10 protein-coding genes are annotated in these 25,584 nt (G+C 54.8%); 6 read left to right on the top strand and 4 right to left on the bottom strand.

The window, feature by feature from the left end:
- The first annotated feature begins 68 nt into the window (after positions 1–68).
- The 4 genes from Q31a_RS15605 to Q31a_RS15590 all read left to right on the top strand — a co-directional run bounded on the left by Q31a_RS15605 (position 69) and on the right by Q31a_RS15590 (position 9,156).
- Positions 69–1,205 carry a potassium channel protein gene (locus Q31a_RS15605; RefSeq protein WP_145079679.1) on the top strand — a complete coding sequence of 379 codons (1,137 nt, stop codon included), beginning with the start codon at positions 69–71 and terminating at the stop codon, positions 1,203–1,205.
- Between the two features lie 394 nt (positions 1,206–1,599).
- A complete protein-coding gene (locus Q31a_RS15600; RefSeq protein ID WP_145079676.1) occupies positions 1,600–2,988 on the top strand; it encodes a DUF1501 domain-containing protein in 1,389 nt (462 codons plus the stop codon).
- Positions 2,989–3,044: 56 nt separating this feature from the next.
- Positions 3,045–7,718: a DUF1549 domain-containing protein gene (locus Q31a_RS15595; protein WP_197355310.1), complete on the top strand. Its 4,674-nt coding sequence runs from the start codon at positions 3,045–3,047 to the stop codon at positions 7,716–7,718.
- A gap of 73 nt (positions 7,719–7,791) precedes the next feature.
- Positions 7,792–9,156 (top strand): c-type cytochrome domain-containing protein, encoded by a 1,365-nt coding sequence (locus Q31a_RS15590; RefSeq protein WP_197355309.1) that lies wholly within the window; start codon positions 7,792–7,794, stop codon positions 9,154–9,156.
- A gap of 129 nt (positions 9,157–9,285) precedes the next feature.
- Here the strand turns inward: Q31a_RS15590 and Q31a_RS15585 are convergent, their stop codons facing one another.
- On the bottom strand, positions 9,286–10,953 hold the full coding sequence (locus tag Q31a_RS15585; protein WP_145079667.1) for a sulfatase family protein: 1,668 nt from the start codon (positions 10,951–10,953) through the stop codon (positions 9,286–9,288).
- A gap of 1,670 nt (positions 10,954–12,623) precedes the next feature.
- On the opposite strand from Q31a_RS15585, the gene Q31a_RS15580 reads away from it, so the two are divergent.
- Both Q31a_RS15580 and Q31a_RS15575 read left to right on the top strand, forming a co-directional pair.
- Entirely contained in the window at positions 12,624–14,363 is a 1,740-nt protein-coding gene (locus Q31a_RS15580; protein WP_145079664.1) for a redoxin domain-containing protein, read from the top strand.
- A gap of 846 nt (positions 14,364–15,209) precedes the next feature.
- Positions 15,210–21,071, top strand: coding sequence for an ATP-binding protein (locus tag Q31a_RS15575; RefSeq protein ID WP_231690778.1), 5,862 nt, complete (start codon positions 15,210–15,212; stop codon positions 21,069–21,071).
- A 356-nt stretch (positions 21,072–21,427) separates the two neighbouring features.
- Here the strand turns inward: Q31a_RS15575 and Q31a_RS15570 are convergent, their stop codons facing one another.
- From Q31a_RS15570 to Q31a_RS15560, 3 genes are all read right to left on the bottom strand, one after another.
- Positions 21,428–21,901: a hypothetical protein gene (locus Q31a_RS15570; RefSeq protein WP_145079661.1), complete on the bottom strand. Its 474-nt coding sequence runs from the start codon at positions 21,899–21,901 to the stop codon at positions 21,428–21,430.
- A gap of 188 nt (positions 21,902–22,089) precedes the next feature.
- The gene (locus Q31a_RS15565; RefSeq protein ID WP_145087305.1) at positions 22,090–23,214 is read right to left on the bottom strand and encodes a DUF1559 domain-containing protein; all 1,125 of its coding nucleotides are present in this window, start codon (positions 23,212–23,214) and stop codon (positions 22,090–22,092) included.
- A 577-nt stretch (positions 23,215–23,791) separates the two neighbouring features.
- A complete protein-coding gene (locus tag Q31a_RS15560; protein WP_145079658.1) occupies positions 23,792–25,522 on the bottom strand; it encodes a CRTAC1 family protein in 1,731 nt (576 codons plus the stop codon).
- Between the last annotated feature and the right edge of the window lie 62 nt (positions 25,523–25,584).

Raw genomic sequence — 25,584 nt, 5'->3', positions numbered from 1 at the left:
TCCGCCCCATTCGTGCCACGCAGTGCACTTAGCAACAGCCATCCAAGCCACCAATCCAAGTCAGACAATTGTCAGATTCAACGAACATCCAAGCGACGGAAGCTCCGAGTCCACAAGCTACCGATATTGCCCATTGGTCGCATCCCTTTATGTTCTACCTCTCCGTGCTATTCCTGGCGCTGGTGGCGTGCATCATGGTTCTGTGGATCGATGTACCCCGAGTTTTGGAACACGAGCTAACGGAAATCGGTGTTGACGTCGTGGGGGCAGAGCTCGGAACGACTGAAGCCACTCCACTGTTGGATACGGAGGTTTTCGAGCGTGAGGTTGCGTACCTCACGTCTGCCTATCATTGGGGACGCTATTGCGGATTGGTTCTCTTGGCACTCTGGCCAATTTTCCTGCTGGAGCAAGGCCTGAACTATCTGAAATTGGACGCAGGAGAGTCGATGAGCCAGCGTCACTCCAATTGGTGGTTGAGTTGTTTTGTTCCGCCACTTCGCATGTGCGCTCGCCACCGTGATGCCCGCGACAAAATTTGGTTACCACGTCTAGGTTGGCAAGTCGTCGATTGGCGTTTGCAACGACATCTGGAGAAGGTGTTTAGTATTCCTATGGTGTGGATCGCACTGCTGATTCTTCCGGTCCTCGGTGTGCAGTTCTTGTACAAGGATCACATCGTAGAGCACCCTAACCTCCGTGCGCTGCTGCATATTGGAACGGGATTGATTTGGTTTGCGTTCGCTACGGAGTTCATCGTGATGGTATCTGTAACGAACAAAAAGTTTCAGTACTGCAAGCGGCACTGGCTCGATCTACTCATTATCTTGCTGCCACTGATTTCGTTTTTGCGGACGCTGCGGATCTTGCGCGCAACCAAGTTAGCCAAAATTGGAAAGCTACAGCAGCTAACGCGCGTGGTGCGAGTTTATCGAGTGCGCGGCGTTGCCATGCGAGCCGTTCGAGCGCTGTTGATTTTGGAAGTCGTTCATCGAGTGTTTCGCATCAAACCCGAAACTCGCTTGCGGAAGTTAGAGGCCTTGTACGCCGAGAAGACCCTGGAGTTGCAACACCTGCAAGAGGAGATGGAGACGCTGCGTCTGCATGTCGCGGCAACCACCGTCGCTGAGGAAGCAAGCACCTCAACGTTGTCCCTTACAACGAAACCAGAGAATGCTTGTCAATTGGAGCGAGAGCAGTCCTGAGTTGCTTCAGAGCCCTGAAGTGGCCGCGTCTTGTACGAACTCGATAGGCTATCTTCGATCGTAGTCTGTCAATGCAGCGTCCGCAGCGTCCGCAGCGACGCTACCATGGCGCTTTAACGCTTTATCTCCCTAAATTCGCTGCCTTGGCTTCCACTTACCGATACCGCGCACGGCCCTTGGGAGCGGAGCAAGGCTGGCAGCTGAATTTTCGCGGGAGGCGCTTCTATTTAGTTGCATTCGACCCTGCAATACTTCACAATAGAGCGTCCTGCCATCCCTCCCCTGCTCGATCCTTCCTACCCAGTACTTTGCGTACGCTCGATTCGTCTTATCCCAGATAGTTCGATCTGAGGCGGGAATCTGCAAAGTCGTCGCTCTACTTCACGGATTTGAAATGCTATCGCCTCTTTATGCATGGAATCGTCGCAACTTTTTGAGAATTGGTGCTGCTGGCGTGGCTGGAACCACTCTGGCCGGGATGGGGGCGAAACCATTGCAGGCGGCCGGCACTTCTGCTGCGGGATATGGCCAAGCAAAATCGGTTTTGATCGTCATGCTCAGTGGCGGGCCGAGCCAGTTGGACATGTGGGATCCCAAGCCGAACGCTCCAGCCGAAGTGCGCGGGGAGTTCTCGCCGATTGGAACCAAAATTCCTGGCGTTGCCGTTTGCGAACATCTGCCGAAATTTGCGCAGCAGGCGGATCGTTGGAGTCTCCTTCGAACCCTGGCGCACCAAGAACATAACCATCTGTTGGCAACGCATGTGGCACTCACCGGACGCCCCACGCCTTTGCCGCGTGGTGGCTCCGACCTCGATCGCGTTGAGACCCGCAATGATTTTCCCAATTTCGCTGCCGCACTCGATTTCGTTCGTCCACGCCACGATGGCATTCCGACGGGAGTTTCGCTGCCCAACTATCTGATTGAGGGACCGTTGACCTGGCCTGGACAGCACGCTGGTTTTCTCGGAGCAAAATTCGATCCTTGGCAAGTGCAAGGCGATCCCAACGCTCCTGATTTTCGCATGCAGGCGTTAGCCATGCGCGAGGGCATGAACATCGATCGGTTAAAGTCTCGCCAGTCGCTGTTGGAAGAGTTGAACCACGGACGCGCCGAACACAAGAATGCCGACACCCAGACGCTTCGTGACCAGCAACAGATCGCGTTCAAACTCCTGACATCTGGCAAAATGGTGCAGGCTTTCGATATTCATCGAGAGTCGGAAGAGACTCGCGAGCGATACGGACGCAACAAGTTCGGCCAGTCCCTTTTGCTCTCGCGGCGCATGGTGGAAGCGGGAGTGCCAATCATTCAAGCCACGATGGGGATTGTTCAGACCTGGGACACGCATGTGGACAACTGGGGACGTCTTAAGAATACCCTCCTGCCGCAGTTGGACCAAGGATTGGCGGCGCTGATGGATGACCTGGATGCTAGTGGATTGCTGGAACAAACGTTAGTTATTGTGATGGGAGAATTTGGACGCACGCCCAAAGTCTCGACGTTGCCTGGCCAGACCATTCCTGGAAGAGATCATTGGGCACACGCATACTCTGGACTGTTTGCTGGAGCGGGAGTACTCGGAGGCCAAGTCCTCGGGGAAACTGACGAACAAGCGGCCTTTCCCGTGACACGATCTTGGTCTCCCGCAGACATCTGCAGCACGATATTCAATGCTCTCGGCGTAGCACCTGACGTGACCATTGCGGACCCGCTTGAGCGTCCCCATCTACTGCAGAATGGCGCGTTGATACAGGAACTCTATAGCGGGAGGGCTGGCTAATGTTCGTCTCTAGTTTGCCTCCTTCGCCAAGTAACGTCTTTTGGACAAGCCACGCAATGTTCCTCCGCCTTTTTCCCCTGGTTCTGGCCTTGTTGTGGCAATTCTCGGCTGTCGGGAACGCTCAAACGACTCTGGTGTCCATTGCACCCAAGACCTGCGTGCCCGGCGAAACGACCATTCTTCGACTCACGGGAACCAACTTCGGGGAATCTCTGAAAGCAGCGACCAATGCACCGGGCGTCAAACTTCGGTTGCAAGTTATCGATCCCACGCAAGCAACCCTGGAAGTTGAAGCACCGAGCGACGTGCCGCTGGGCGCTTGGGGAATTTGGCTTGCCGCGGAGTCGGGCGTAATGAAACGACAAGCTCTGTTGATGGATGACCTGCCCACGGTCGTCGACAGTGGGGGAAATCAATCCCAGGCCTCGGCTCAGTCCCTCCCGAGTTTGTGCGCCGTGGATGGAGTTTGCGATAGTTCAACCAGTGATTTCTACAAGTTTCAAGTGGCGGAGGGAGCGCGAGTCTCCATTGCCGTGCACGCACAAGAACTGCAATCCACCATGGATCCTGTCGTGCGATTGCTAGATGCGGCTGGAAAGACCCTCCATCTGGCTGACGATGATTCCGTGGGACCGGACTGCAAGTTCAGCTATCGGTTCGCTTCCGCTGGAGTGTACTGGGTTGAAGTGTTTGATAGTCGGCACGCCGCAGGTAGTAGCGACTATCACCTGCGAATCGGTGATTTCCCATTGCTCAGCCATTGCGAGCCTCTAGCAGTGCGGGCAGGCGAAACTACACCGATTCACTTCGTGAGTCTTGACGATGAGAAGATTGAACCGCAGGTCTTTCAAACGCCGGCCAACGGTCAGACTTTTATACGGAACATCGGTGCGAAACTGCCGGGAGGACTATCGTCCGCCTGGTTACCGCTGATTGTTGGAAAGATTCCGCAGGAAACGGAAAACTCTCACTCCAAGGCTGCACTTGCCGACGTGGTTTCGGAGACAGCGGATGCGAATGTGTCAACTGTTAACGCTGTGGAGTTGGCATTGCCGATCGGTATTAGTGGGCGATTGTCGCAGCCGCGCGAGGTGGACCGCTACTTGCTTACAGGCAAGCAGGGACAGTCGATTTCCATTGTTACACGAACGCGAAGTTTGGGCTGCCCTACTCTGTTGCGCATGCGTTTATACGACGCGGCCGGTACACTGTTGGTCGAATCACCGATCAACGATCAAGATGAGTGGACACTGCAGCACGCTGTTGCGGCAGATGGCCCGTTGACTCTAGAGGTCGAAGACCTTCTCAAACGCGGTGGAGACTCTTACGGCTATTGGATCGAGGCATCGGCGGCCCCGGGGTTCCAGGTTGCCCTGAAGCCGGAGGCGGCAACTTTAGAACAACACTTGTTGGAACCAGGAGTTGGGGCATGCGCAATCGATCTGAACATTGCCCGCCACGGCTATGAAGGCCCACTTGAGTTCGCGCTACAAGAGCCCGTTGCGGGGCTCAGCCTACTCAATCCCAATGTTCCAGCGGGTGCCAAGCAGGCGCGTCTGTACCTACGTAGTGATGAGGAGTGGAAGAGTGCTGGGGTAGCCTTGGTGCGACTGCAGGCAACGGCAGTGGACGATCCTACGCAGATAGAGCTGGTCGAAAGTCGGTCGCTCGCCCGCGTGAAGGAGCCAGCCGTTCTATTTCCAGGCGAGTGGAGCAATGGCACCTTGGCACTGGGCGAAGTCTCCGAGAGCACGTCCGCTTTTAGTCTCGCTCCGGCCGCTAAACTCAGCTTTGCACGCCCCGTTGGAACTCATGCAGCCACGTTCACTCTGCAACGCGCCGTGCCGGAGTTCAAGGCGGGAGTGCAACTCCTAGGCAGCTCGTTGCCGCAGGGCTGGACCATGTCAGCCACAGCTGAAAACGACACCTACACCGCTACCCTAAATCGCGACCCGAATGCCACGGAGGAGCCCGATCAGATTGAATTGATGGTCTACGGAGAATGGGGCGGTCGCGGCCGGTTGGAGACCTATGAATTTCCAGTCAGTTGGTTTGATCCGCTCAGGGTCGATTTGCAAATACTGGAACCCTCGCTGGCTGGAGGACAGGTTCGATTGCGGGCGGAGGTTGCGCGTCGAGGTGAGGATCCGCAACCTGTGACGCTAACTTTCCCGAATCTCCCAGCTGGAATTACGGCGCCGGAGTCGCTCACGATCGCCGCTGACCAGAGCGAATTGGTTTTTGAATTGCAGGTATCCGATCAGATTGATGTGAGCCAAGTGATCGAGTTGGCAGTCGCGGCTAAGAGTAGTCATGCAGGCAATGAGTTTACCGTCGCATCGTCTATTGCTCAGTTGCATGTGCAACCCAGTCCTGATGCGTTGGTGGTCTATCCTTCCAAAGTTGAATTGCAGGACGCTAGAGATCATCAGCAGTTGGTGATCGTTGGCAATTCCGCGCAGGGCACGCGTGACTGGACACGATTTGCTCGGCTGGAATCGGCAAATCCCGAGACGGCTACCGTGGTTGACGGAGTTGTGCAACCGCATGCGAATGGCACGACCCACATTACCGTCCGCGTGGGAAGCCTACAACACACGGTGGAGGTTCAGGTTTCGGGATTCGACACTCCACGTCCTATTGCCTTTGAGTCGGAGGTCCTAGTTGCGTTGTCCAAGCAGGGATGCAATTCCGGCGCTTGCCATGGTTCTCCCAGCGGAAAGGGGGGATTTCGCCTGTCGTTGCGAGCCTTTGACCTGAAGTTGGATGAACTGACCCTGATTCGCGAGGACTTCGGTCGGCGAACCAATCCTCTCGATGCCGAGCAAAGCCTGTTGCTGCTGAAGCCATTAATGAAGGTGGCCCATGGTGGGGGCAAGCAATTGCACGAAAACGACCCTGCCCTGTCGATTTTGCGAGACTGGATCGCTACCGGCGCTCAAGCCGATCCGCCGGAAACTCCGCGCGTCACGCGTTTAGAAGTGGTTCCAAGTGGTAGGCAAATTCTGCCCGTTAGTGATGGCGGGCAACAATTGGCGGTCACAGCTCATTTCGCGGACGGTACGCAACGAGACGTTACCGAATTGGCTGCCTACGAAAGTTCCGACACGTCCGTTGCGAATATCGATGAACGAGGATTTATTGCTCCCGCCACGCGGGGCGAAATTGCGATCTTGGTCCGTTTTCTGGAACACATTGAATCGGTACCGATCATGACGGTGGAAGAGGTGCCCGATTTTGAGTGGTCGTCGCCTGAGCCGAGGAACTACATCGATGAGTTGGTCCATGCAAAACTGCAGCAGCTGAAGTACTCGCCCTCGGAGGTTTGCAGCGATGCTGAATTTGTAAGACGCGTGAACTTGGATGTCTTGGGAGTACTGCCAACGGTATCCGAAACGGAACAATTTTTGTCCAACACTAGCGTGACCAAGAGAGCAGAACTGATTGATGCTCTATTGGATCGCGAGGAATACGCAAAGTTTTGGGCGCTGAAATGGGGCGATCTGCTTCGCATGACCAGTAAATTGGTCGGAGAAGAAGGAGTCTATAAATACCATCGTTGGGTGGAAGAATCTCTGCGCAGTAACATGCCCTACGACCAGTTCGCTACCGAGTTGCTTACCGGATCGGGAAGTACGCTTGAGAATCCGCCAGCCAACTTCTATCGCACATCCACGGACATGAATGAGTCGGTAGAGACCATTTCCCAGATCTTTCTGGGAGCCAGATTGCAATGCGCGAAGTGCCACAACCATCCTTTTGAACGTTGGACACAAGATAACTATTACGGTCTGGGCGCCTTCTTCAATCAGGTCCAACGTCGGAAGACGGAGCGACCTGGCGAGATGTTTGTTTACACGAGTTTTTCCGGAGAGGTTACGCAACCCAGAACTGGGATGGTCATGCAACCTTGGCTGCCGCAGCAGGGCAGTCAGCCGGCCAAACCGAATGTTGACCGACGTTTAGCTTTCGCCGATTGGTTGGTTGCTCCCCACAACCCGTACTTTGCTAGGATTGAAGCCAATCGATTGTGGAGTCATCTGTTTTCTCGCGGAATTGTTGATCCGATCGATGATTTCCGTGATTCGAATCCACCATCCAATGCTCCCCTGTTGGATGCACTGGCCGAAGACTTCGTGGAGAGTGGTTATGACCGAAAGCATCTGTTGCGCGTCATCCTCAATAGCAATACCTACCAAGCCAGCGCGAATGCAAATTCCTTCAATGAACAAGATACAACCTTCTTTTCCCACCAGATCCCAAGATTGTTAAGTGCGGAGCAGTTGTTGGATGCCATCAATCGAACGCTCGAATTGCAGCAGGGATTTGGCAAGCTACCAAGTGGCACGCTCGCCACTCAATTGCCTGCACCCGATGTGGTCAAAAATGAGTTTCTCAAAGTATTCGGTCAGCCGGAGCGGAGTACGGTGTGTGCTTGTGAGCGATCGGACAGCTCGAATCTTGGGATGGCGATAGAGTTGTTTAACGGTCCGATGATGCATGAGAAATTGCGTGACGGCAACAATAGCTTTCGCAAGAATCTTGCCGCCGAATTGCCTGTGGAAGAAGTCATTCGACAATTGTACTTGGCGGCCCTCTGCCGTGAGCCGAACGAGGTCGAATTGCAGCTAGCGCTGACCCATTGTGCCCAAGGTGAAGACCCTGCTGTGGGGGTCGAAGATCTGTGCTGGGCGCTGTTCAACACCGATGAATTCTTGTTTCAACATTAGCAATCCCTCAAGAACGCGACCCTACTTCATGCCCTCTGCCCCCGCATACTTTTTTCATTGCAAGATTCCAAACATGTCGCCTGCTTGCTTGTTGTCAGACCGTTTGCGATGGGGCACGCGATCGATTCTCGCGCTCTGCATGTTGACTTGGGCTGGGGCGGCTCCAGTCTCCGCCGAAGAGCCGGTTAGCTTTCGCAGAGACATCGCCCCGATTCTGCTGGAAAATTGCCTGGCGTGCCATGGAGCCAGGAAGTCCGAAGGTGGCTATCGGGTCGATACGTTTGACGAAGTACAGAAGCCAGGGGATTCGGGGGAAGGCCCCATTGGCCATTCAGCGGAAGAAATTGGGGAGTTGGTGCGGCGCGTTGCCGCCGAGGATGCGTCAGAGCGGATGCCCGTGGATGCAGCTCCACTTACGTCCGAACAAATTGCGCTGATGTCGCGATGGATTCAAGAGGGAGCCAAATTTGATGGTATGGAGCCGAACCAACAGTTGGCGCTGGTTGTTCCACCTGCGGTCTATCCCGATCCACCAGCGAACTATGCCCGCCCCGTGCCAGCTACCAGCGTTACCTTCTCGCCGGATGGTCAACAGTTGATTGTCGGCGGGTACCACGAGTTGACGGTTTGGAATGTCGTCGATGGTAGCCTCGCGCGGCGGATCCCAAACATAGGCCAACGCGTATTTGGGATGAAATTTCACCACGACGGGCAGCGACTGGCCGTTGCCTGTGGCGAGCCAGGGCAAAGTGGCGAAGTGCGGGTGGTCGATTTTGAGAGTGGTAAGGTGATCGATGTGTTGGCGAGAACGCATGATGTTGTCTTGGATGTTGCCTTCCGTCCTCAGACTAGCGAGTTGGCTGTGGGCTCGGCCGACGGCATGGTTCGGATTGTCGATGTCGACACCAAGCAAGAGCTTCGTACACTTTCGAGCCATGCGGATTGGGTAACAGCAGTCGCCTGGAGTCCCGACGGAAGCCGTCTGGCTTCGGCAAGTCGGGATAAGTCGGTAAAGGTCTATGATGGCTCCGATGGTAGCCTGCTGGCGAGTTACCTCGGACATGAGGCAACCGTCCAAGGGGTGGCCTTCGTAGGAGATGGTAGCGAGGCGGTCTCAACAGGAGACGACCACAAACTGCACCGCTGGACGATCGCTGATGGCAAGAACATCGCATCGGTAGCGCTAGGGGGCGTCGGGTTTAAGCCCCTGGTGACGCCCGCGTTCGTCTTGGTTCCCTGTGCTGACGGACGTTTATTGCAGATTGATTTGACGAGCAATAGTGTTGTCCGTGAATTCACTGGGAATTCCGACTGGGTACTGTCTGCGACGCTCCAACCCTCTGAGCAGTTGGTCGCATCCGGCGCCTTCGATGGGAAGCTGCATGTTTGGCAAGCCGCAGATGCCGCCAGCCAACGCAGTTGGGTTGCAAAACCCTAAGGGGCGGTCGGAGCAATCCGTGTCGGCAGATCGCTCCGCCGATCGGCATTTTCCAGAACGAACCGGTGAGCGGTTCGGCGACGATCCGCCAACAGTTGTTCCGACGGTCCTCAGGATGCGTTCGGTGAGCTAATCTTGCTGAGTCAACGATTCGTACTCGGATTGCGGCAGCCAGCTCAGATCGTTCCAGTAGCCGGTGTCGTTCGGTTGACTGAGGCCCGGCGTGGTTCGACCGTTGACTACAATTTCGGTCATCAAACGCGTGAGGTGTGCAACGCGTTCTTGATGAGCCTCTCCCGACGCATCCGCCAGCAAATCTTCCTGTTCCCCGGCGTCGTTAGCGAGGTCGAAGAGCTCTGCTGGGAGATCCTTGTGTGGGAGAACGAGCTTCCAGTCTCCCTTCGTGATGGAGAACCGGCCGTTCATGGCATGATTGATCAACGGCAATCGCTCTAGGTTGGTGGTCGGTGACGTCAGCACTGGTGCAAAGCTACAGCTGTCTTCTGCTGCATTCGAGTCGAGTTCCACCTGCAGGAGTTCAGCGATGGTAGCTAGAAGATCGACCTGGCCGACGGGCCGTGACCATTCGCGTCCCGGTTGGGCAATGCCGCTAGGCCATCGGACAAAGAAGGGAACGCGGTGTCCGCCTTCGTAGATATCGCGTTTGCCGCCGCGAAAAGAACCGTTGCTGGCATGGTCAAATTTTTTCGCGCGTTGTTTCCATGAGGTCTCGGGGCCATTGTCACTGGTAAAGACAATCAGGGTGTTGTCATCGATACCGGCTGACTCAAGATAATTAAGGATGCGGCCCACATGGTAGTCGGTTTCGATTACGAACTCTCCATAACCACCACACTCGCCTTGTCCCCAAAACTCCGGCGACGGACACACAGGGTAGTGTGGGGAAGTGAACGGGAGGTAGAGGAAGAAGGGGGCCGGGGCGGGCTGGCTGGAGATATGGCGGGTCATCCATTGGATCGCTCGATCGGTAAAACGCGTCAGGCACTGGTTGTCCACAAAGTCGGCTGCGACTTCGATGGCCGCTTTGCCATGCAACCTCTTGGTTTCGGCGGGAGTGGATTCATACGGGGGAGCAATGCGGTAATCTACATGGCGAGAGTTGGGCTTCTTGGCAGTGAATTGAGTCGGTGGAGTGGCTGCATGCCTTCCCTCAAACCAAGCCAGTACGCCATAGTTGAGCGAGGCTGGGATGCCGAAGAAGTAGTCAAATCCTTTGTCCAGAGGCATGTCTCGAACCGGACCACTCCAGTCGCGAGCAGCAAAATCGCCTGGAAATTGCATTCCCAGATGCCATTTGCCAACCATCGAAGTGGTGTAGCCCTGGCGTCTTAGCAAGGTGGCCAAGGTTTCCCGCCCATCCTCGATTAAGCACTCTGCCTCGGCTTCCAGGACGCCGGTCTTCAGTGTCGTTCTCCAGCAGTAGCGACCTGTCAAAAGTCCGTATCTGGATGGAGAACAGACGGAATCCGCCGAATGTCCATTCGTAAAGCGAATTCCCTCATGGGCCAAACGATCGAGATTGGGCGTCTCAAATTTGGCCTGCGGATTGAGGCAGCTGGCATCCCCATAGCCCTGGTCATCCGTGTAAAGGACAATGATGTTGGGTCTCTCTGCGGCGATGGTCGAAAGGCAATTGATGCCGAGCAACCCAACAATGGTTGCCAACAACCAGTGCTGAGAGTTCCCCTGTCGGCTAGCTTCGGCAAGCCCGCCCAGTGCACCTTGGTAAGCGTTACTAAGAGCTCGGGAAAGAAAATCGTGGGGGGCGTCGTGCATGCTGGGGCTCCGCTAGTCGTCTCTTGAGGTTCTTTGTCTGACACCGATTGTAGCAAGTCATTGCATCCCAAGCGTCGCGTTTCACCCCCAGCGGACGTCAATTGGTCCTCCCAGGAATGCCCGTGGAAGCCTCTTGAGCTGGCCGCTTGTCAACCGAACCTCAGTGCGACCCAGCACCGGTGAGCGAGCAGGAGAGGCGCTGGCAAGTGTCAGTTACCTATTGTCGGGGGCCCCTACCAAAGCCAATCGACTGGCGGCGGCGATGGCATATTGCCGGAGCCCGGCGCTCGCACCAATTCCCTAGACTTGAGTCAGAAGAAAAGCATCTAGCAGAAAATCTGCCGCGAGCTTTCGTAGGTCGCATCCTCCGTCTCCGCATCATTCGCGCCTTTGGGGAGCTTAGTAGCGTATGGGAGGCACGGGGGTGCGCAGCCAACTACCACCGGACTGGTGTGTTGGGCATGATAGCATGTCATGACAGCGTAGGAGGCGGTCGTAGGATTGGGAGCTCGGTTGAGGATCTTCGAGCAGGCTGCTTGAGCGGGCGAGTGGTCTGCATGGCGTATACGATAGACCGGGGTTTCCAAAGGTTCGTCTTCCACTTCGATTCCCAGTTCGGCCCTCCTTTGAGTTGCGGCAGCGCGGCGGACGAAGTCGGTGGCTTCTGTGTCTCCCGAATATGTCCCCCGAGTAGGTTTCGCAGGGAGCGAGCCCCAAACCATCCTCGGCGACCTGAAGCCGGATCAGCCCGCCACAGCCATCAGAACATGAATTCGCCAGGACTTCTCTCCTCGCTCACGGGATATGCCTTCCGTGTTAGTTTATTGCTTATCGCCGATATGCGATGTGTGGTTGCTTAATTTGTCAAGGTCGCGAATTGAACCATTCGATGTGCCACTTCTAGCCACGGTTGGGGGGCTTGGGAGGACAACGACCGGCGCTATTCTCAGGCAAGCGGTAAGCTGACGGGGACGCATTGCGATGACTTGAAAGCGCCCAAAGAGCGGACCCGTGTAATCTAAGAGTGGGGCGGGAGCCCATCTCGAACGCGGACAGGGCTTCAGCGGATCGGCCATGGTGGCGGCCAGGGGGCAATGTGCTGCGTTTCCCTAGATGGAGAGGGAAAGAACGCCTTGCACTTAACGGGAATTCCTGTCGCGTAAGTACCGGCTGAGGTCTGGCAGTGCGACCGTCTTTTACAATCCGATACAATTTCGCAGTGGACCCTATGCGAAAGTTCATGTTTAATTCTAGTTGGGCGGTTTTCGACTGGCATCCTGGAGATGGCACGATGGTGTGCCGTCCTTGTCGCGTTTTCTCCGCTATCCGACTTGTCGTTTGAGTGGGTTCTTCGTGATAGGAACTCGCAGCAGCTTGCTCGCAAGGCGTCGCTTGAAGTGCGATTCTTTTTTTAGTGAGAAGTTAGCACTCCGAGACACCTCTGAGCGGCTGAAACGCCTAACAAGGTGGCGAGCAAGGATGGGTGGTGTCTGCTACAACGCAATTCGAGGCACTGCCGGCGTGTTGAAACCGCTGTATTAAAATGCGTATTAGAACGCGGTATAAAAACAAAAAGTGCTACTAGCTCGACAGCCTGGCAATGGGCCCGGGTGACTTAACCAGCACGCTGATGAAGTGTGTTTTGCAATCAATGGAAAGAGGTTTCTTCGATGTGGAAAACGGGGCTCCGGTTTTGGGCAGTTATCCTGTTGGGTTGTGCGACGTGTTGGTCGGCCGACACGAGCCGCGAAAGCAAGCTTGGCGAAAAAGTGGAGTCGTTCACCTTGCTGAATTGCTACGGTAAGCAGGTTTCGCTCGATGACTTTGCTTCCTCGCAAGCGGTGGCGATCGTGTTCCTCGGCGCTGAGTGTCCACTGGCGAAACTCTACGGCCCCAGGCTGACAGATATTCAAGAACAGTATGCTGAACGCGGCGTACAAGTTTTGGGAATCAATTCCAACAGCCAGGATAGCCTAACGGAAGTCGCAGCCTACGTGCATCGACACGAGATCGGGTTTCCGATGCTCAAGGATCCTGGAAACCGCATCGCCGATGCATTGGGTGCTCAACGCACGCCGGAAGTGTTCTTGATCGATCATGACCGCATCGTGCGTTACCATGGCCGAATCGACGATCAGTATGGAGTGGGCTATTCCAAGGAGCGAGATCCCAAACCCGAGTTGACGTTGGCCATAGAGGCCTTGTTAACGGGGCAGCCGATTGCGTTGGCTGAGACTAAAGCCGTGGGGTGCCATATTGGTCGCGTTAAAGAGATCGCGGCTACGGGTGAAATTACTTTTAACAAGCACATTGCCTCGATTTTCAACAGCAAGTGCATGAGTTGCCATCGCGATGGAGAGATTGCTCCGTTCACGCTGACCGGCTACGACGATGTCTTGGGCTGGGAGGATACGATTTTGGAAGTCATCGACGACAATCGGATGCCCCCCTGGTATGCGGATCCAGCGCATGGGACGTTTGCCAATGACGCCCGTCTCAGTGAGTTGGAGCGTGAGTTGATTGCCACCTGGGTTGAGAATGGGATGCCCGAAGGCGATCCGAAAGACCTGCCCGAGCCCCCAGTATTTGCAACCGGGTGGCAGATGGAGGAGCCGGAGCTGGTGATCAAAATGCGGGAAGAACCCTTTTCCGTCGCTGCCGAAGGCGTGTTGGATTATCAACATTTCGTAGTGGACCCTCAATGGGATGAAGACAAGTACATTGTGTCCTCCGAAGCGCGGCCGGACAAACGTGGGGTGGTGCATCACATTTTGGTGTTCGTGATACCACCTGGGGAGGATCGCCGAGATTTCCGCCAAGTTTTGGCTGGCTATGCACCAGGCAGCCCTCCGATGGAGTTCGAAGATGGGCTGGCGATCGAGGTGAAAGCAGGGAGCAAGCTGCTGTTCGAGATGCACTACACGCCCAATGGTTCAGCAACCGACGACTTGAGTTATGTGGGGTTTCGATTTACCGACAAGGAAAACGTCCGCAAGCGGGTGCGTGGTCGCGCCGCGATTGACCAAGATTTTGTGATTCCGCCGAATGCGGCTAAGCATGAAGTGACGGCTGATTACGTGGTCAAGCACGATGAGAATTTACTCAGCCTCACTCCCCACATGCACCTGCGTGGTAAATCGTTCCGCTACGACGCCCATTTCCCCGACGGGCGAACGGAAACGGTTCTGAACGTACCCAACTACGACTTCAATTGGCAGCTAAAGTACGTTCTCGACACACCCCTCAATCTCCCGAAGGGGACGCGCATTCGATGCACGGCCGTATTTGATAACAGCAAATACAATTTGACAAATCCCGATCCCAGCCAGTCAGTGAAATGGGGGGACCAGAGCTTTGAAGAGATGATGATTGGGTTTATGGATACCGTTCCGGTGCAGGATAACCTTTAAGCGGTTGCATCACCCCGTAACGGAGGCGACTTGCTCAGTGGTAGTTGTACTGCGGTACGCGTCCGCATGGGGAGCATTCCCCAACCAGATTCTATCCAGGTACAGCAGGAATTTTAGCCAGCCTCTGTGCCGCTGGATGATGGTGGCCAGTGCGGCGCAAACCACTCGGTAGGCAGCTGTTAACAATGCTGGGCCGCGCTGGGCACGGCAGAGCACCTACGGACCTGCCAGCTAGTCTGTCTGTTGCCTGCTCTTTGTCCATCGAGTTGTAAATTCCTGTAGCTGCAAGCAATAGCGTAGCCTTCTCGCACGCTATCCGGTGTTAATGCGCGGTGAGTTGCTGTAGCTCCTTGGGGGCACGCAATCCAGATATCTAATGTGTGGTCGGAGATCATTGGGACCGGTGGTTTGAGGCGAGTGGCATCACAGTGTCTAGCCCTCGCGATTGACTACTGGTGGAACACTTGTTCATGGCGCTCGTGGTGCATCGTGTGCCTTGGGGGTCGACAACACCCCTGGCATCGTTTCAGTCGCTCGATGAGTCTGGACAGGAGTTGCGACGCCCAACTCGAGGTTAGGGACTGGGCGGGGGACTGGGCGGCGCAAGGGGCGATTGTGGCACTCTCCTTGGTAGAATAGTTAGATTCCGGACACCTCTAGGTAAAAAGTCGCTAATTCTGGCGAATTCTCCGGAAAGTCAAGGCGCAGTGGGCTACTGTTTCTCGGGCATGGCTAACAGGACCGCACGTATGCGTTCAATCACTGCCCAAAAACGAGTGCGACTCCCGCCCCGAAGTCGTTCGCGTTTTGCAATGATGCGCTTGGTCGATTGCAATCGAGGCGATAGTGAGTTCAACGGAAAATGGTAATAGCGTGGGCCAGAGCGCCGATGGCTACCGCATTATCAAAGAACTATCGAATGCATCGATCGTCCGTTGCTTCCTTGCCGAAGATCTTAACATGGGGGGGAAGGTCATTCTGCGCGAAGTTCCCAAGAGGGTTTTTCGCGAACGAGGGTTTGACCGGTTCAAGACTGAAGCGCGTCTGACATCCAGTATCCGCTGCGATACCTATGCGCATCCCATCGACTACGAAGTAGGGGAAGAGAACCTACGGGTCGTCTATCCCTTTGTCGAGGGGGATTCGCTCTCATCGAGGTTTCAGAAAAGTCCACTCACGGCTGACGAAGTGATGGTGTTAGCCGATGATCTGCTGAATGGGCTAGATCATATCCATCGACTGGGGTGTATTCATCGGGACATTCGTCCGTCGAATATTATTATGAGGAGTGACGGGCATTCCGTTCTGTGTGGTTACGTCCCACTGTGGTGCCCCGAAGTGTTCGGTAAGGATGATCAGCTTGCGCGGGAGTGCGCGTCCTACACGTCGCCCGAGTTGTCGGGAATCATCGATCACGATATTTGCGATTCCTCGGATCTCTATTCTGTCGGATTTGTCTTGTATGCAGCCCTGACGGGGAAAACTGCCTTTGAGGGTGATGTTAGTGAGATCCTCTACCAACACATGACGGCAGATCCGGATGTCACTCGATACCCTGACGACACGCCGGATGCAATCCTTCAGTTCATTGACCGATTGATATCGAAGGAGCCACGGGACCGCTATCAAAGCGCTCGGGCGGCGCTGCATGACGTTCAAGTGATTACCCAGGTGCTGAAGGGAAACCAGAGTTTCGATGATTTTGTAGTCGGCGGAGCCGACCAGCGTTCAGCGATTATTGATCCCGCATTTGTTGGTCGCGATATGCAACTCAATATGTTGGAGCACACTCTCGACTTAGTGCTCGTGGGTGGATCGAAGAAGATCTTGTTGATGAGCGAGTCTGGAATGGGGAAGACGCGTTTACTCAATGAAGTCGCACGCGTTGCATCTCGAAAACGCTACCTAGTACTGCGTGGCCGAGCGACTGAGCATAGCGCCCAAGAGCCAGCAGCCGTGTGGCTTCAGGCGTTGGACCAATTGGTAAAGCATATCGCGAACGAGCCAGCCCTGCTGGTCCGGACCATGCAGCGGATGGAGGACTATCGTCAGGAAGTTGCGACGGCGATGCCACAACTTGCCAAAATCTTTGGATGGCCCATTAACACGTTATCGGGGCCCGATGAATTGGGCCAGGGACGGGTGATCTCTGCGTTTCGGACTCTATTCACCGGCTTAGGGACGGCGGATCGTAGCGTGATGATCACCTTGGACGATTGTCAGTGGATGGATGATAAGTCATTCCGAATATTAGTCGCTATCTCTGAGGAACCATCCGAGCACTGCTGTCTTTTTGCGGTTGCGCGTCCGAATGAAGGTATCGCAGGTAAGCTGCGAAGGGATATCAACGTTTCTGAGAAACTGTCACTTGGTCCGCTGAGCGACCATGCAGTCAGGCAGTTGGCCGAATCGATGGCTGGGCATCTTCCCGATACAGCGATTGAAGTCGTTCAACGTTTTGCGGAGGGAAGTCCGTTCATGGCAGCCGCGGTGGTGCGTGGGCTGGTGGAATCGCGAGCGTTGCGCAGCGTCGATCGGGAATGGGAAGTCGACCAGCACCGGCTTTCAACCTTTCAAACCGCGGAAGGTGCAAGCGAAATCCTAGTTGATCGATTGTCCCGTTTGCCTGACAATACGCGAAATATTCTGGCCGTCGCGGCGGTCATTGGTCGCGAGTTTAGCTTAGATATCGCAGCGGAATTGGTGGGAATCAGTATTGCAGATGCCTACGCCGCAATTCAGCCCGCCCGCACCCAGCGATTGGTTTGGAGCCGACCGGATCGCGTGTTGTCCTTCGTGCACGACAAGATACGGGAAGCAATCCTGGCAGATTTGTCGAGCAACGCCATCACAAAAATGCACGGACAGATCGGACGGTACTTGGGAGCGAATGAGCCGAGCGAATTTTTCAAGCTGGCGTACCATTTCGATGCTGCGTACCTGCACGAACTGGCTTTGCCGAATGCGATCCATGCGGCAAAAATTGCGCGCAGCAGTTTTTCGTTGGTGAGCGCTCAAGAGCAGTTAGAAATCGCCGCGCGCGCCCTGCGCTATGCAACTGCCGAACAGCAACACTTTATCGAAACGATGATGAGTGAAGTCTTGCTGTTGCAGGGAGAGTATGATGCTGCAGAAAAATGGCTCGATCAAGCAGAGGGCAGTGTCGGTTCGGAGATGGATCAAGCCCATCTGCTAATGAAACGAGGCGAACTCTATTTCAAGCGGGGGAACAAAGACCAAGCCGTTGAATGTTTCGAAGCATCATTGCAGCGACTCCATCAGCCCATTTGTAAGAATCGGTTGCAATTGGGCTGGAGCCTGGCCGTGGAAGGGATACGGCAGTTTCGCAAATCGCTGTTTCCCAGATTCAGCGGCCGCTGCGATCAAGTTCCTAGCGAACAAGAACAAATGTCACTCTCGCTGTACAGCAAGATTGCACACGCCTATTGGTTTACCCGTACCAAGTACTTCACGCTGTGGGCACACCTGCGTGGAATGAATGCAGCCGAGAGCTTCCAACCAACAAGATTCCTTGCCCAATCCTACTCGGAACATGCGCCCGTGATGACGCTGATTCGTTGGGAGAAACGCGGAATGGAATATGGAAAACGCTCCTTGGAAATTCGCAAGGCGCTGGGCGACGCTTGGGGGCAGGGCCAAACCCGGAATTTCCTCAGCATCCTTCACTTCTCGTTCTCAAGGTATGAAGCGTGCATTGAGCAGGGGCGTCAAGCTGTTGAGATTTTGGAACGCACCGGCGACTACTGGGAAGTGCATATCGCACGGTATCAGTTAGCGGCCTCGCTCTACCGAATAGGTCAATTGGACGAAGCGATCGAACTGGCCCAGGTGAATTACCAGTCGGCACTGCAACGTGGAGATTTTCAGGGTACGGGGAATATCATTGACGTTTGGGTCCGCGCGGCGCGCGGGAACATGCCGATCGAAGTGATCGACCTGGAACTGTCGCGCGAAGTGATTGACGCCCAACGAACCTGCCAAGTTTTGATTGCCAAGGGCGTCCATGACTTTTTTCAGCATCAGTTTGAGGAGGCGGCAACGTCCTTTGCAGAAGCGGTCTCCGTGGCACGTAAGACCAAGGTTAGCAACTCGTACGTCAGTCCGTCCTATACTTGGTTGTGTACCGCGCTACGCCGTAAGCTCGAGACTGCAGATTTGCGCAGTCTTTCCGAGCGGCGAAAGTGGGTGAAACAACTACTCCGTTGCGCACTGCAGGCTGTTGCGGTTGCTCGTCAGTTTACGAATGATCGACCTCATGCCTTGCGCGAGTATGCTGCCGTGCTGGCAATTTGCGGCCAGTCTCGAAAATCAAGAGCTATGTTCCAACGCAGTTTGGACCTGGCCAGGGCTCACAAGGCGGATGTCGAAGAAGCGGAGACACGCGTCCTGCATGCGGAATACGGACGCGAGTTGGGTTGGCCGATCGATCAGGACGCTCTCGAGCAAGCTCAAATGCGACTTTCGCAGCTGGGGAAAGACCAACATAACGTCAATGAGGGGGGCTCCCTCTCGCTGTTCAATCGCTTCGATACCCTGCTTGCTTCGGGCCGTCGCATTGCAACCAGCACCATGCCCGAAGAGATCTATCATGAGGTGCGAACGGCCGCGACCAAAATCTTGCGTGGTGAACAGGTTCTGCTGGTGCTGGACAATGCCGCCAGTCAGACGACCACCATTCCGCCAGGTCAAGCGTTCGACCTGAGCCTCGTCGAGGAAGCCAGTTCAACGAGGCAGACCGTCGTCCGAGATGTCGAGACGGTGGCTTCGAATCTTACGGCGTCCACGTCCAAAGGCACGTTTCTGTGTTGCCCGATCGATGTTAATGACAAGACCGTTGCGCTTCTATATGTCGCTAATCGGCGATTCTCTGGAATTTTCGGTGACGACGAAATTCGAATTGCAGACTACTTGGCATCGGCCGCCGGTGCAGCCCTGGAAAAGGCGGATAGTTTCTGCCAATTGCACGACTTGAACCAAAATTTGGAACGCAAGGTGCAAGAGCGTACCGATTCGGTCGTGCGTCACTCTCGAGAGCTGGAGCGAACAGCGAATCAATTGTCAGCGACGAAAGAGAAGCTGCAGTTGGCAAAAAATGCGGCCGAGGAAGCCAACGCTGCGAAGAGCGATTTTCTAGCCAGGATGAGTCATGAAATACGGACACCCATCACCGGGATTTTAGGATTTACGGACCTGATTCTGCGTGGGGTCGTTGCCGACGACGCGGAACGCACCTCGCATCTTCAGACGGTGCATTCCAATGCGCATCACCTCCTGAATTTGCTCAATGATATCCTCGATATTTCCAAGATCGAAGCGGACAAAATTGTCACCGAATACGCTACATGCAATCCGGTGATGATCGTCGGTGATGTGGTGGCTTCGTTGCAATCCCAGGCGATCCAGAAAAACATTGCTTTAGGAATTGAAGTCGAAACGAGTGTACCGGCAACGCTGATCAGCGATTCTACTCGCTTACGTCAGATTTTGACGAACCTGGTCAGCAATGCCGTTAAATTTACCGAGCAGGGAGGCGTTACCCTGATCGTACGAACCCAAGGACCGGAGCGCTCACCGGAACGACTGCAGATCTTCGTTGAAGACACTGGCATCGGTATGACCGCTGACCAGCTGGAGTCTGTCTTTGAGCCTTTCAAGCAGGCTGATGTTTCAACAACTCGTAAGTACGGTGGCACCGGCTTGGGACTCTCCATCAGCAAACGGTTGGCAGAAGCGTTAGGAGGGAAGATCGACGTCGAAAGCGAAACGCAAGTAGGCACAAGGATGATTTTCAGTCTGCCGGTGGTTGGCGCTGAGGATGGGGGCCTAGTCAGCCCTGAGGATGCCCTGGCAATCGCGCGAACGCGTGGCGTGAGTCGCTTCCTTAAATGCGATCTCAGAGAAGTTCGCGTGCTGGTGGTGGATGATGGCGAATCGAATCGAAGATTGATGAGCTTGTTGCTTACCGATTCGGGTGCAACGGTGATGACCGCTTGCAATGGGCAGGAGGCTGTCGAGCAATTGTTGGCTGACCAAGAGGCGTTCGACATTGTCCTGCTGGACATGCAGATGCCCGTGTTGGATGGATACTCAACCGTCCGTATTCTCCGCGAGCATGGTTTTCAGAAACCTGTGGTAGCCCTGACCGCCAACGCGTTGGTTGGCGACGAGTCGCGTTGCCGAGCCGCCGGATGTTCCGAGTACTTAACCAAGCCGTTCGAATTGAATGCCTTGTTGGGGATCGTTGAGGCCAACACGGTTGGTAGAGTTATCGGAAAATGCGCACCGGTGGTGGAAAATTCGCGTTTGCATGCCGGCACAGTGGAGCCACCGACGGGTAGAGCTGAGAGGCGGCCAGCGGCCTCGCCAACGCCCGTGTTGGAAACAGTAGAAGTGAACGCTGCTGACCTGTTCGAGGACGAATGGATGAACAAGTTCGCCAATGACTTGGTTGAAGAAATTGACACAGCGCTACCCCTGCTGCTGGAAGCTACCAAGGCGAGGGATCGAGACACGATCGCCAAGCACCTACACCAGATTAAGGGCTCTGGCGGGACGGTCGGGCTGGATCGACTGACCGAGATCGCCGCCAAAGGTGAACAAGCGTTGCTGGAGTCCCTATGGGAGGAAATCTCGGAGGCGATTTCCGAGCTGCAAGAATTCGTGATACTGGCAAAAGCCGAAACCTGATCGGCGCCCGCAATTTTTCCTGAGATCAAGTCGTGCTGTAAAGAAGCAGCGGGGGCGACAGGAGTCGCTTTTCCTCCAGATGTCTTCCGGTAGGAATGCTGCAAGGCGGCCGTAGCACTCGAACGCGGGTGCCTCAACAGACGCCCCTCTGAAACTTGTGCAGCTCAGCAATTGGGACCCTTGAAAAGCGTCCGACGCCGGAATTGAACGAATGCACAACGCCTGGGGAGCAACCCTCTAGCGGACGTGGCCCTCACGCCGCCGGCCAGCAGTCGAAACTGGCAATCGGCGGTATTTAAACACGCCCATCGCGGGCCTACCCGAGATGGGCTTTGTGCGAAGGGAACGTGGTAAAGCTATTTGGTAACCAGCTCGATCTTGAGGTCGCTTGAGCCTGCTTCCGGGACGGTCATTTCGAGACCTGATGTGCCGATGCCGGTATATTTCTTGGGCACGCCAAAATTGAATTTGATGATGTCACCGCCATCAGGATCTTGCTTGCCGGTTGCCTCCGCAATGGTCTTGCTTACTTGCACCTTGTAGGTACCAGGAATCGCACCAGGTTTTTCATCGAACGCACGCAGAGCGAACTTTCCGGAGGAGTCCGACGCGGCGCTGGCTGATTCACCTTCCATTGAGATAAACACTACTTGTGCTCCCTCGACGGGTGCACCGTCTAGGGTGACGATGCCTTCGGCCGTAACCGTTGGAGGCAAGTGACTCAGGTCAGGACCACACCCGACTAGAAAAAACGTACAGCAAGCCAAACATCCCAGGACTCGCATCTGCGAAAAACTCACTTTGGACCACTCCTTGTTGACAAAATTCATTGGGTATTTTTTGGCGAGGAGGGGCGAGCCGAGTCGCCCCTCCTTCATCCGGTGTTAGTTCTGGCAGACTGCAGAAGCACCTGAGAGTGAACCACAATCCTTCCCCTTCCCGCGACGATTGACGAGGAAGGTGGAAGCGTAGAAGACACAAAATGCAATTGCCGCCCGCGAACGTTATTCAATGCGACTTATTCGAGTTGTGCGGATTCGCCACCGCTCTTGGTTCCGAGGGCACCCCACACACCATACGGGCTTGGGCCGCTGGAAAGTCGTGATGGAGCGAAGGTCGCCAAATTGCCAGTATCAATGGCATCGCTGATGAAATGCACGCTACCATCGGCCATGGCTACTTGAACACCACCGGTATGTTCGGACGTTGCGGTCCAAATTCCACCTGCATAGTGATTCGATAGCGACGTTGAGCCCACCACGCAGACTGCGGAGTTAGGGCCCAAGATCGTGCTAAGTCCGGTGAAGAATGTGTTGCCACCCAACACGCGGTAGCCAGGAGACTGGTCACCGATATCGGTGTTAGCGGATGCAATGTATTCGTTGCCGCCCCACAGAACTTTGCAGCTAAGTGGAGAATAGGCATTGGGATCCGCGGACAAGTCGAGCGCCGCCATTCCCTTGCCGCGTTGGCTACTTGGACGAGAGCGTTCGCCTAAGGCAATGGTATTACTGGTACCGTCGGACAGAGCCCCCATCGATGGGTAGTAATAGCGACCAAAAATTCCGCGGTGTGAAACCGGTTGCTTTTGGTTCGCCAAGGCGGTGTTGGAGCGTTCGTCTGGAACGATTACGGAAGCTGCAATGTCATCGCCGGTGCAAAATCCATAGCTCGACATGCCATTGCGAACGCGACCATAGGGGTCTTGCTCACCGGCGTCACTAGGGCACTCCATGTAGGACAGGCGGAGATTTCCGATGAGATTTCCATTGGTAGCCGAGCTCCAAGGATTTACCTGCATCGACTCCAACTGGTTGTAAAGTGCGCTTTGCTCGCAGAATGGCAGCAGTGAGTACCAACCCGAATAAACGCCCCGTTGCCCATACTGGGCGATTGACCCCGTTCCGGTCATATGAGCTGGAAAACGCTTGAAGCTCGATTCGTAGTTGTGAAGCGACAAAGCGCTCTGTTTTAGGTTGTTGCTACACTGCATCCGTCGAGCGGCTTCGCGGGCTGCTTGTACGGCAGGTAGCAAAAGTCCAACGAGAATGCCAATGATAGCGATCACCACCAGAAGCTCGACTAGCGTAAAACCCAGTGGCCTGATGCGTACCTTACGCGGCCGTAATGAAGAAACAAACATTATCCCTACTCCTAAAAAGAAAAATAACTCTCTGACCAATCTTCAGTTTCTGTTGCAGCAACTGTCATGGATTTGAATGCCCAACCGTGATTGGGACAAATCTTGCCTTCTGTCTAAACATTCGCACAGCATCTAGACGGCTGCTGAGCTTACGTCTCGCTGGAGGCACCTATCCCTAAGGTGCTTAATTTTGCTGAGGTTTTTCGCTAATGTCGCTTAAAAAATGTGAAGGACTATCGAAGGTAAGCATCTCTAAAGCGTCATGAGCTGTGGGAGATCTCGGTAAGGAATTACAGTCTTCGAATCCTTACGTGGACCTTGTCAGCGATGCATCAAAGGCAAAACCCCTGCACGCAGGCGGTGTGGTGCCTCTACTGGCTCGATGTGCAGCTTAAAGTGCGTCGCAATGATAACACCGTCCTCCTAAAGGGGGCTGAGAAAAATGATTACAAATGCGTAATGTGGCCTGCCGGTGAATTGGTTAACTGCGTCGTGGTGGCGCGGTGCACCAAGCAAGGCGTGCACCAAGCAAGGCGTGCACCAAGCAAGGCGTGCACCAAGCAAGGCTGCCGCAGGGTCAGAGTGCAGAAGGGCTGTCGATAGATTTCGCCTGGCCATCACCTTCAATCAAGTTCCATTCTTGATTGACATTGGGGATCACGAATTCTTCTGAGATTCCGTTGGCCCATTTGACGTTCGCAAGCGTTGTCGCATCTCCACCGAGCCCGAAGTGCAGGCGAGATAAGTAGTGACTTTGGTAGCCGCGGCCGGCTACGGTGTTTGCGATTTGAAGCTTTCCATTCGATTGAATGCTCACTTTCGCGCCCACGGCAGAGCGATTGGAAGTTGTGCCAATCAACCGCAGGCGCAGCCAGTTAACTCCCTGCCTGGCAGCAGGCGATTCAGGCGTCGACGATGCTTGGGAATTTCCGATAAGCTCATTGCGGAGAATATTGGGTTTGCCATTTGCATTGAGGACCACTACATCGATATCTCCGTCATTGTCGAGGTCGTCAAACGCGGCACCGCGACTACTCGCTACGATGTCCATTCCACTGCCCATGGGGTGAGTCGGATTGCGGAATGATCCGGTTCCCATATTCTCCAGCAGGTAGTTTGGGACGTCTACGGCGGTCCGATCGTCGATGTACGCAATGTTGTCCATAAAGTGACCGCATGAGACAAAGAGATCGAGATCCGAATCATGGTCGAAGTCCACCAAGCCACAACCCCAGTGCACATGAGGCGTCAGGCGAGTGTCAATTTGGGCGAGGTTAGTCTGGTCCATGAATAATCCCCCGCCAAAGTTCTTGTACAGAACAGGCATTTCATCTTGGTAGGTGGTCGTGAACAGATCGAGCAGGCCGTCAGCATCCACGTCACCAAATTCAATGCCCATGTTGCCGTTGGCTCTGCCGCGCCGATCAAATCCGATCCCTGCTTCCACGCCCCTTTCCACGAAATGGCCAAGTCCATCGTTCAGGAACAATGAGTTGGCCATTTGGTCGTTGGCGACCACGATATCGCAATCCCCATCCTCGTCCACATCGACCGCCAATACGCCCATGCTATTGGTGGCCACCGCTGAGATTCCCGCAGCCTGGCTGATATTGAAAAACGTCCCGTCGTTGTTGTTGCGAAACAGAATGTCAGAACTTGGGGAGTAATCGGTTGGGCCTGGATGGAATTGGTGTTCCCCAATCATGCGGACAATGTGGCGGTCATAGGTAAAGTCGACGTAGTTGGCCACATACAGATCGAGATCGCCATCCCCTTCAATGTCAAGAAAGGCGCATCCTGCGCCGAACTGGTCGAGAACGGGCTGCCCCATGGCCGCAGAGCTGTCGCGAAAGCTGCCGTTTCCATTGTTGGTGTATAAGACGTTCTTGCCGAAATTGTTGATGTAGAGGTCGTCGTATCCATCTTGATTGTAATCGGCGACGACGACTCCGAGCCCATAGCCCACGTCGCCGACTCCGGCTGAAGAGGTGACGTCGGAGAAGGTGAAGTCTCCGTTGTTGCGGTAGAGAACATTGGTGGGTGGTTGATCCGTAACGGTTCCCTTGAGGGGAGCCCCGTTCAGGAAGTAGAGATCGGTCCAGCCGTCATTGTTGTAGTCGAACAATGCCAAGCCACATACAACCGATTCCACAATATAGTGCTCGCCGCTTCCTCCATCGGTATGAACAAACTCGATTCCAGTTTGGTTGGAAACGTCGGTCAATTGCAACTTGTTGTCCGGTGCTTGGGCGAAGAGGGCTTGAGCAACGAGCATTGATAGTAGGAGACAGAGCGACCGATTACGCATGATTTGAAAATTCTCTAGTGGGACAGTCCTCGGCAAGCGATGCCGAATAAGCTGGGAAGCAG

This window comes from Aureliella helgolandensis, assembly GCF_007752135.1.
Taxonomy (GTDB): domain Bacteria; phylum Planctomycetota; class Planctomycetia; order Pirellulales; family Pirellulaceae; genus Aureliella; species Aureliella helgolandensis.
This window is presented reverse-complemented; position numbering and strand designations above follow the sequence as displayed.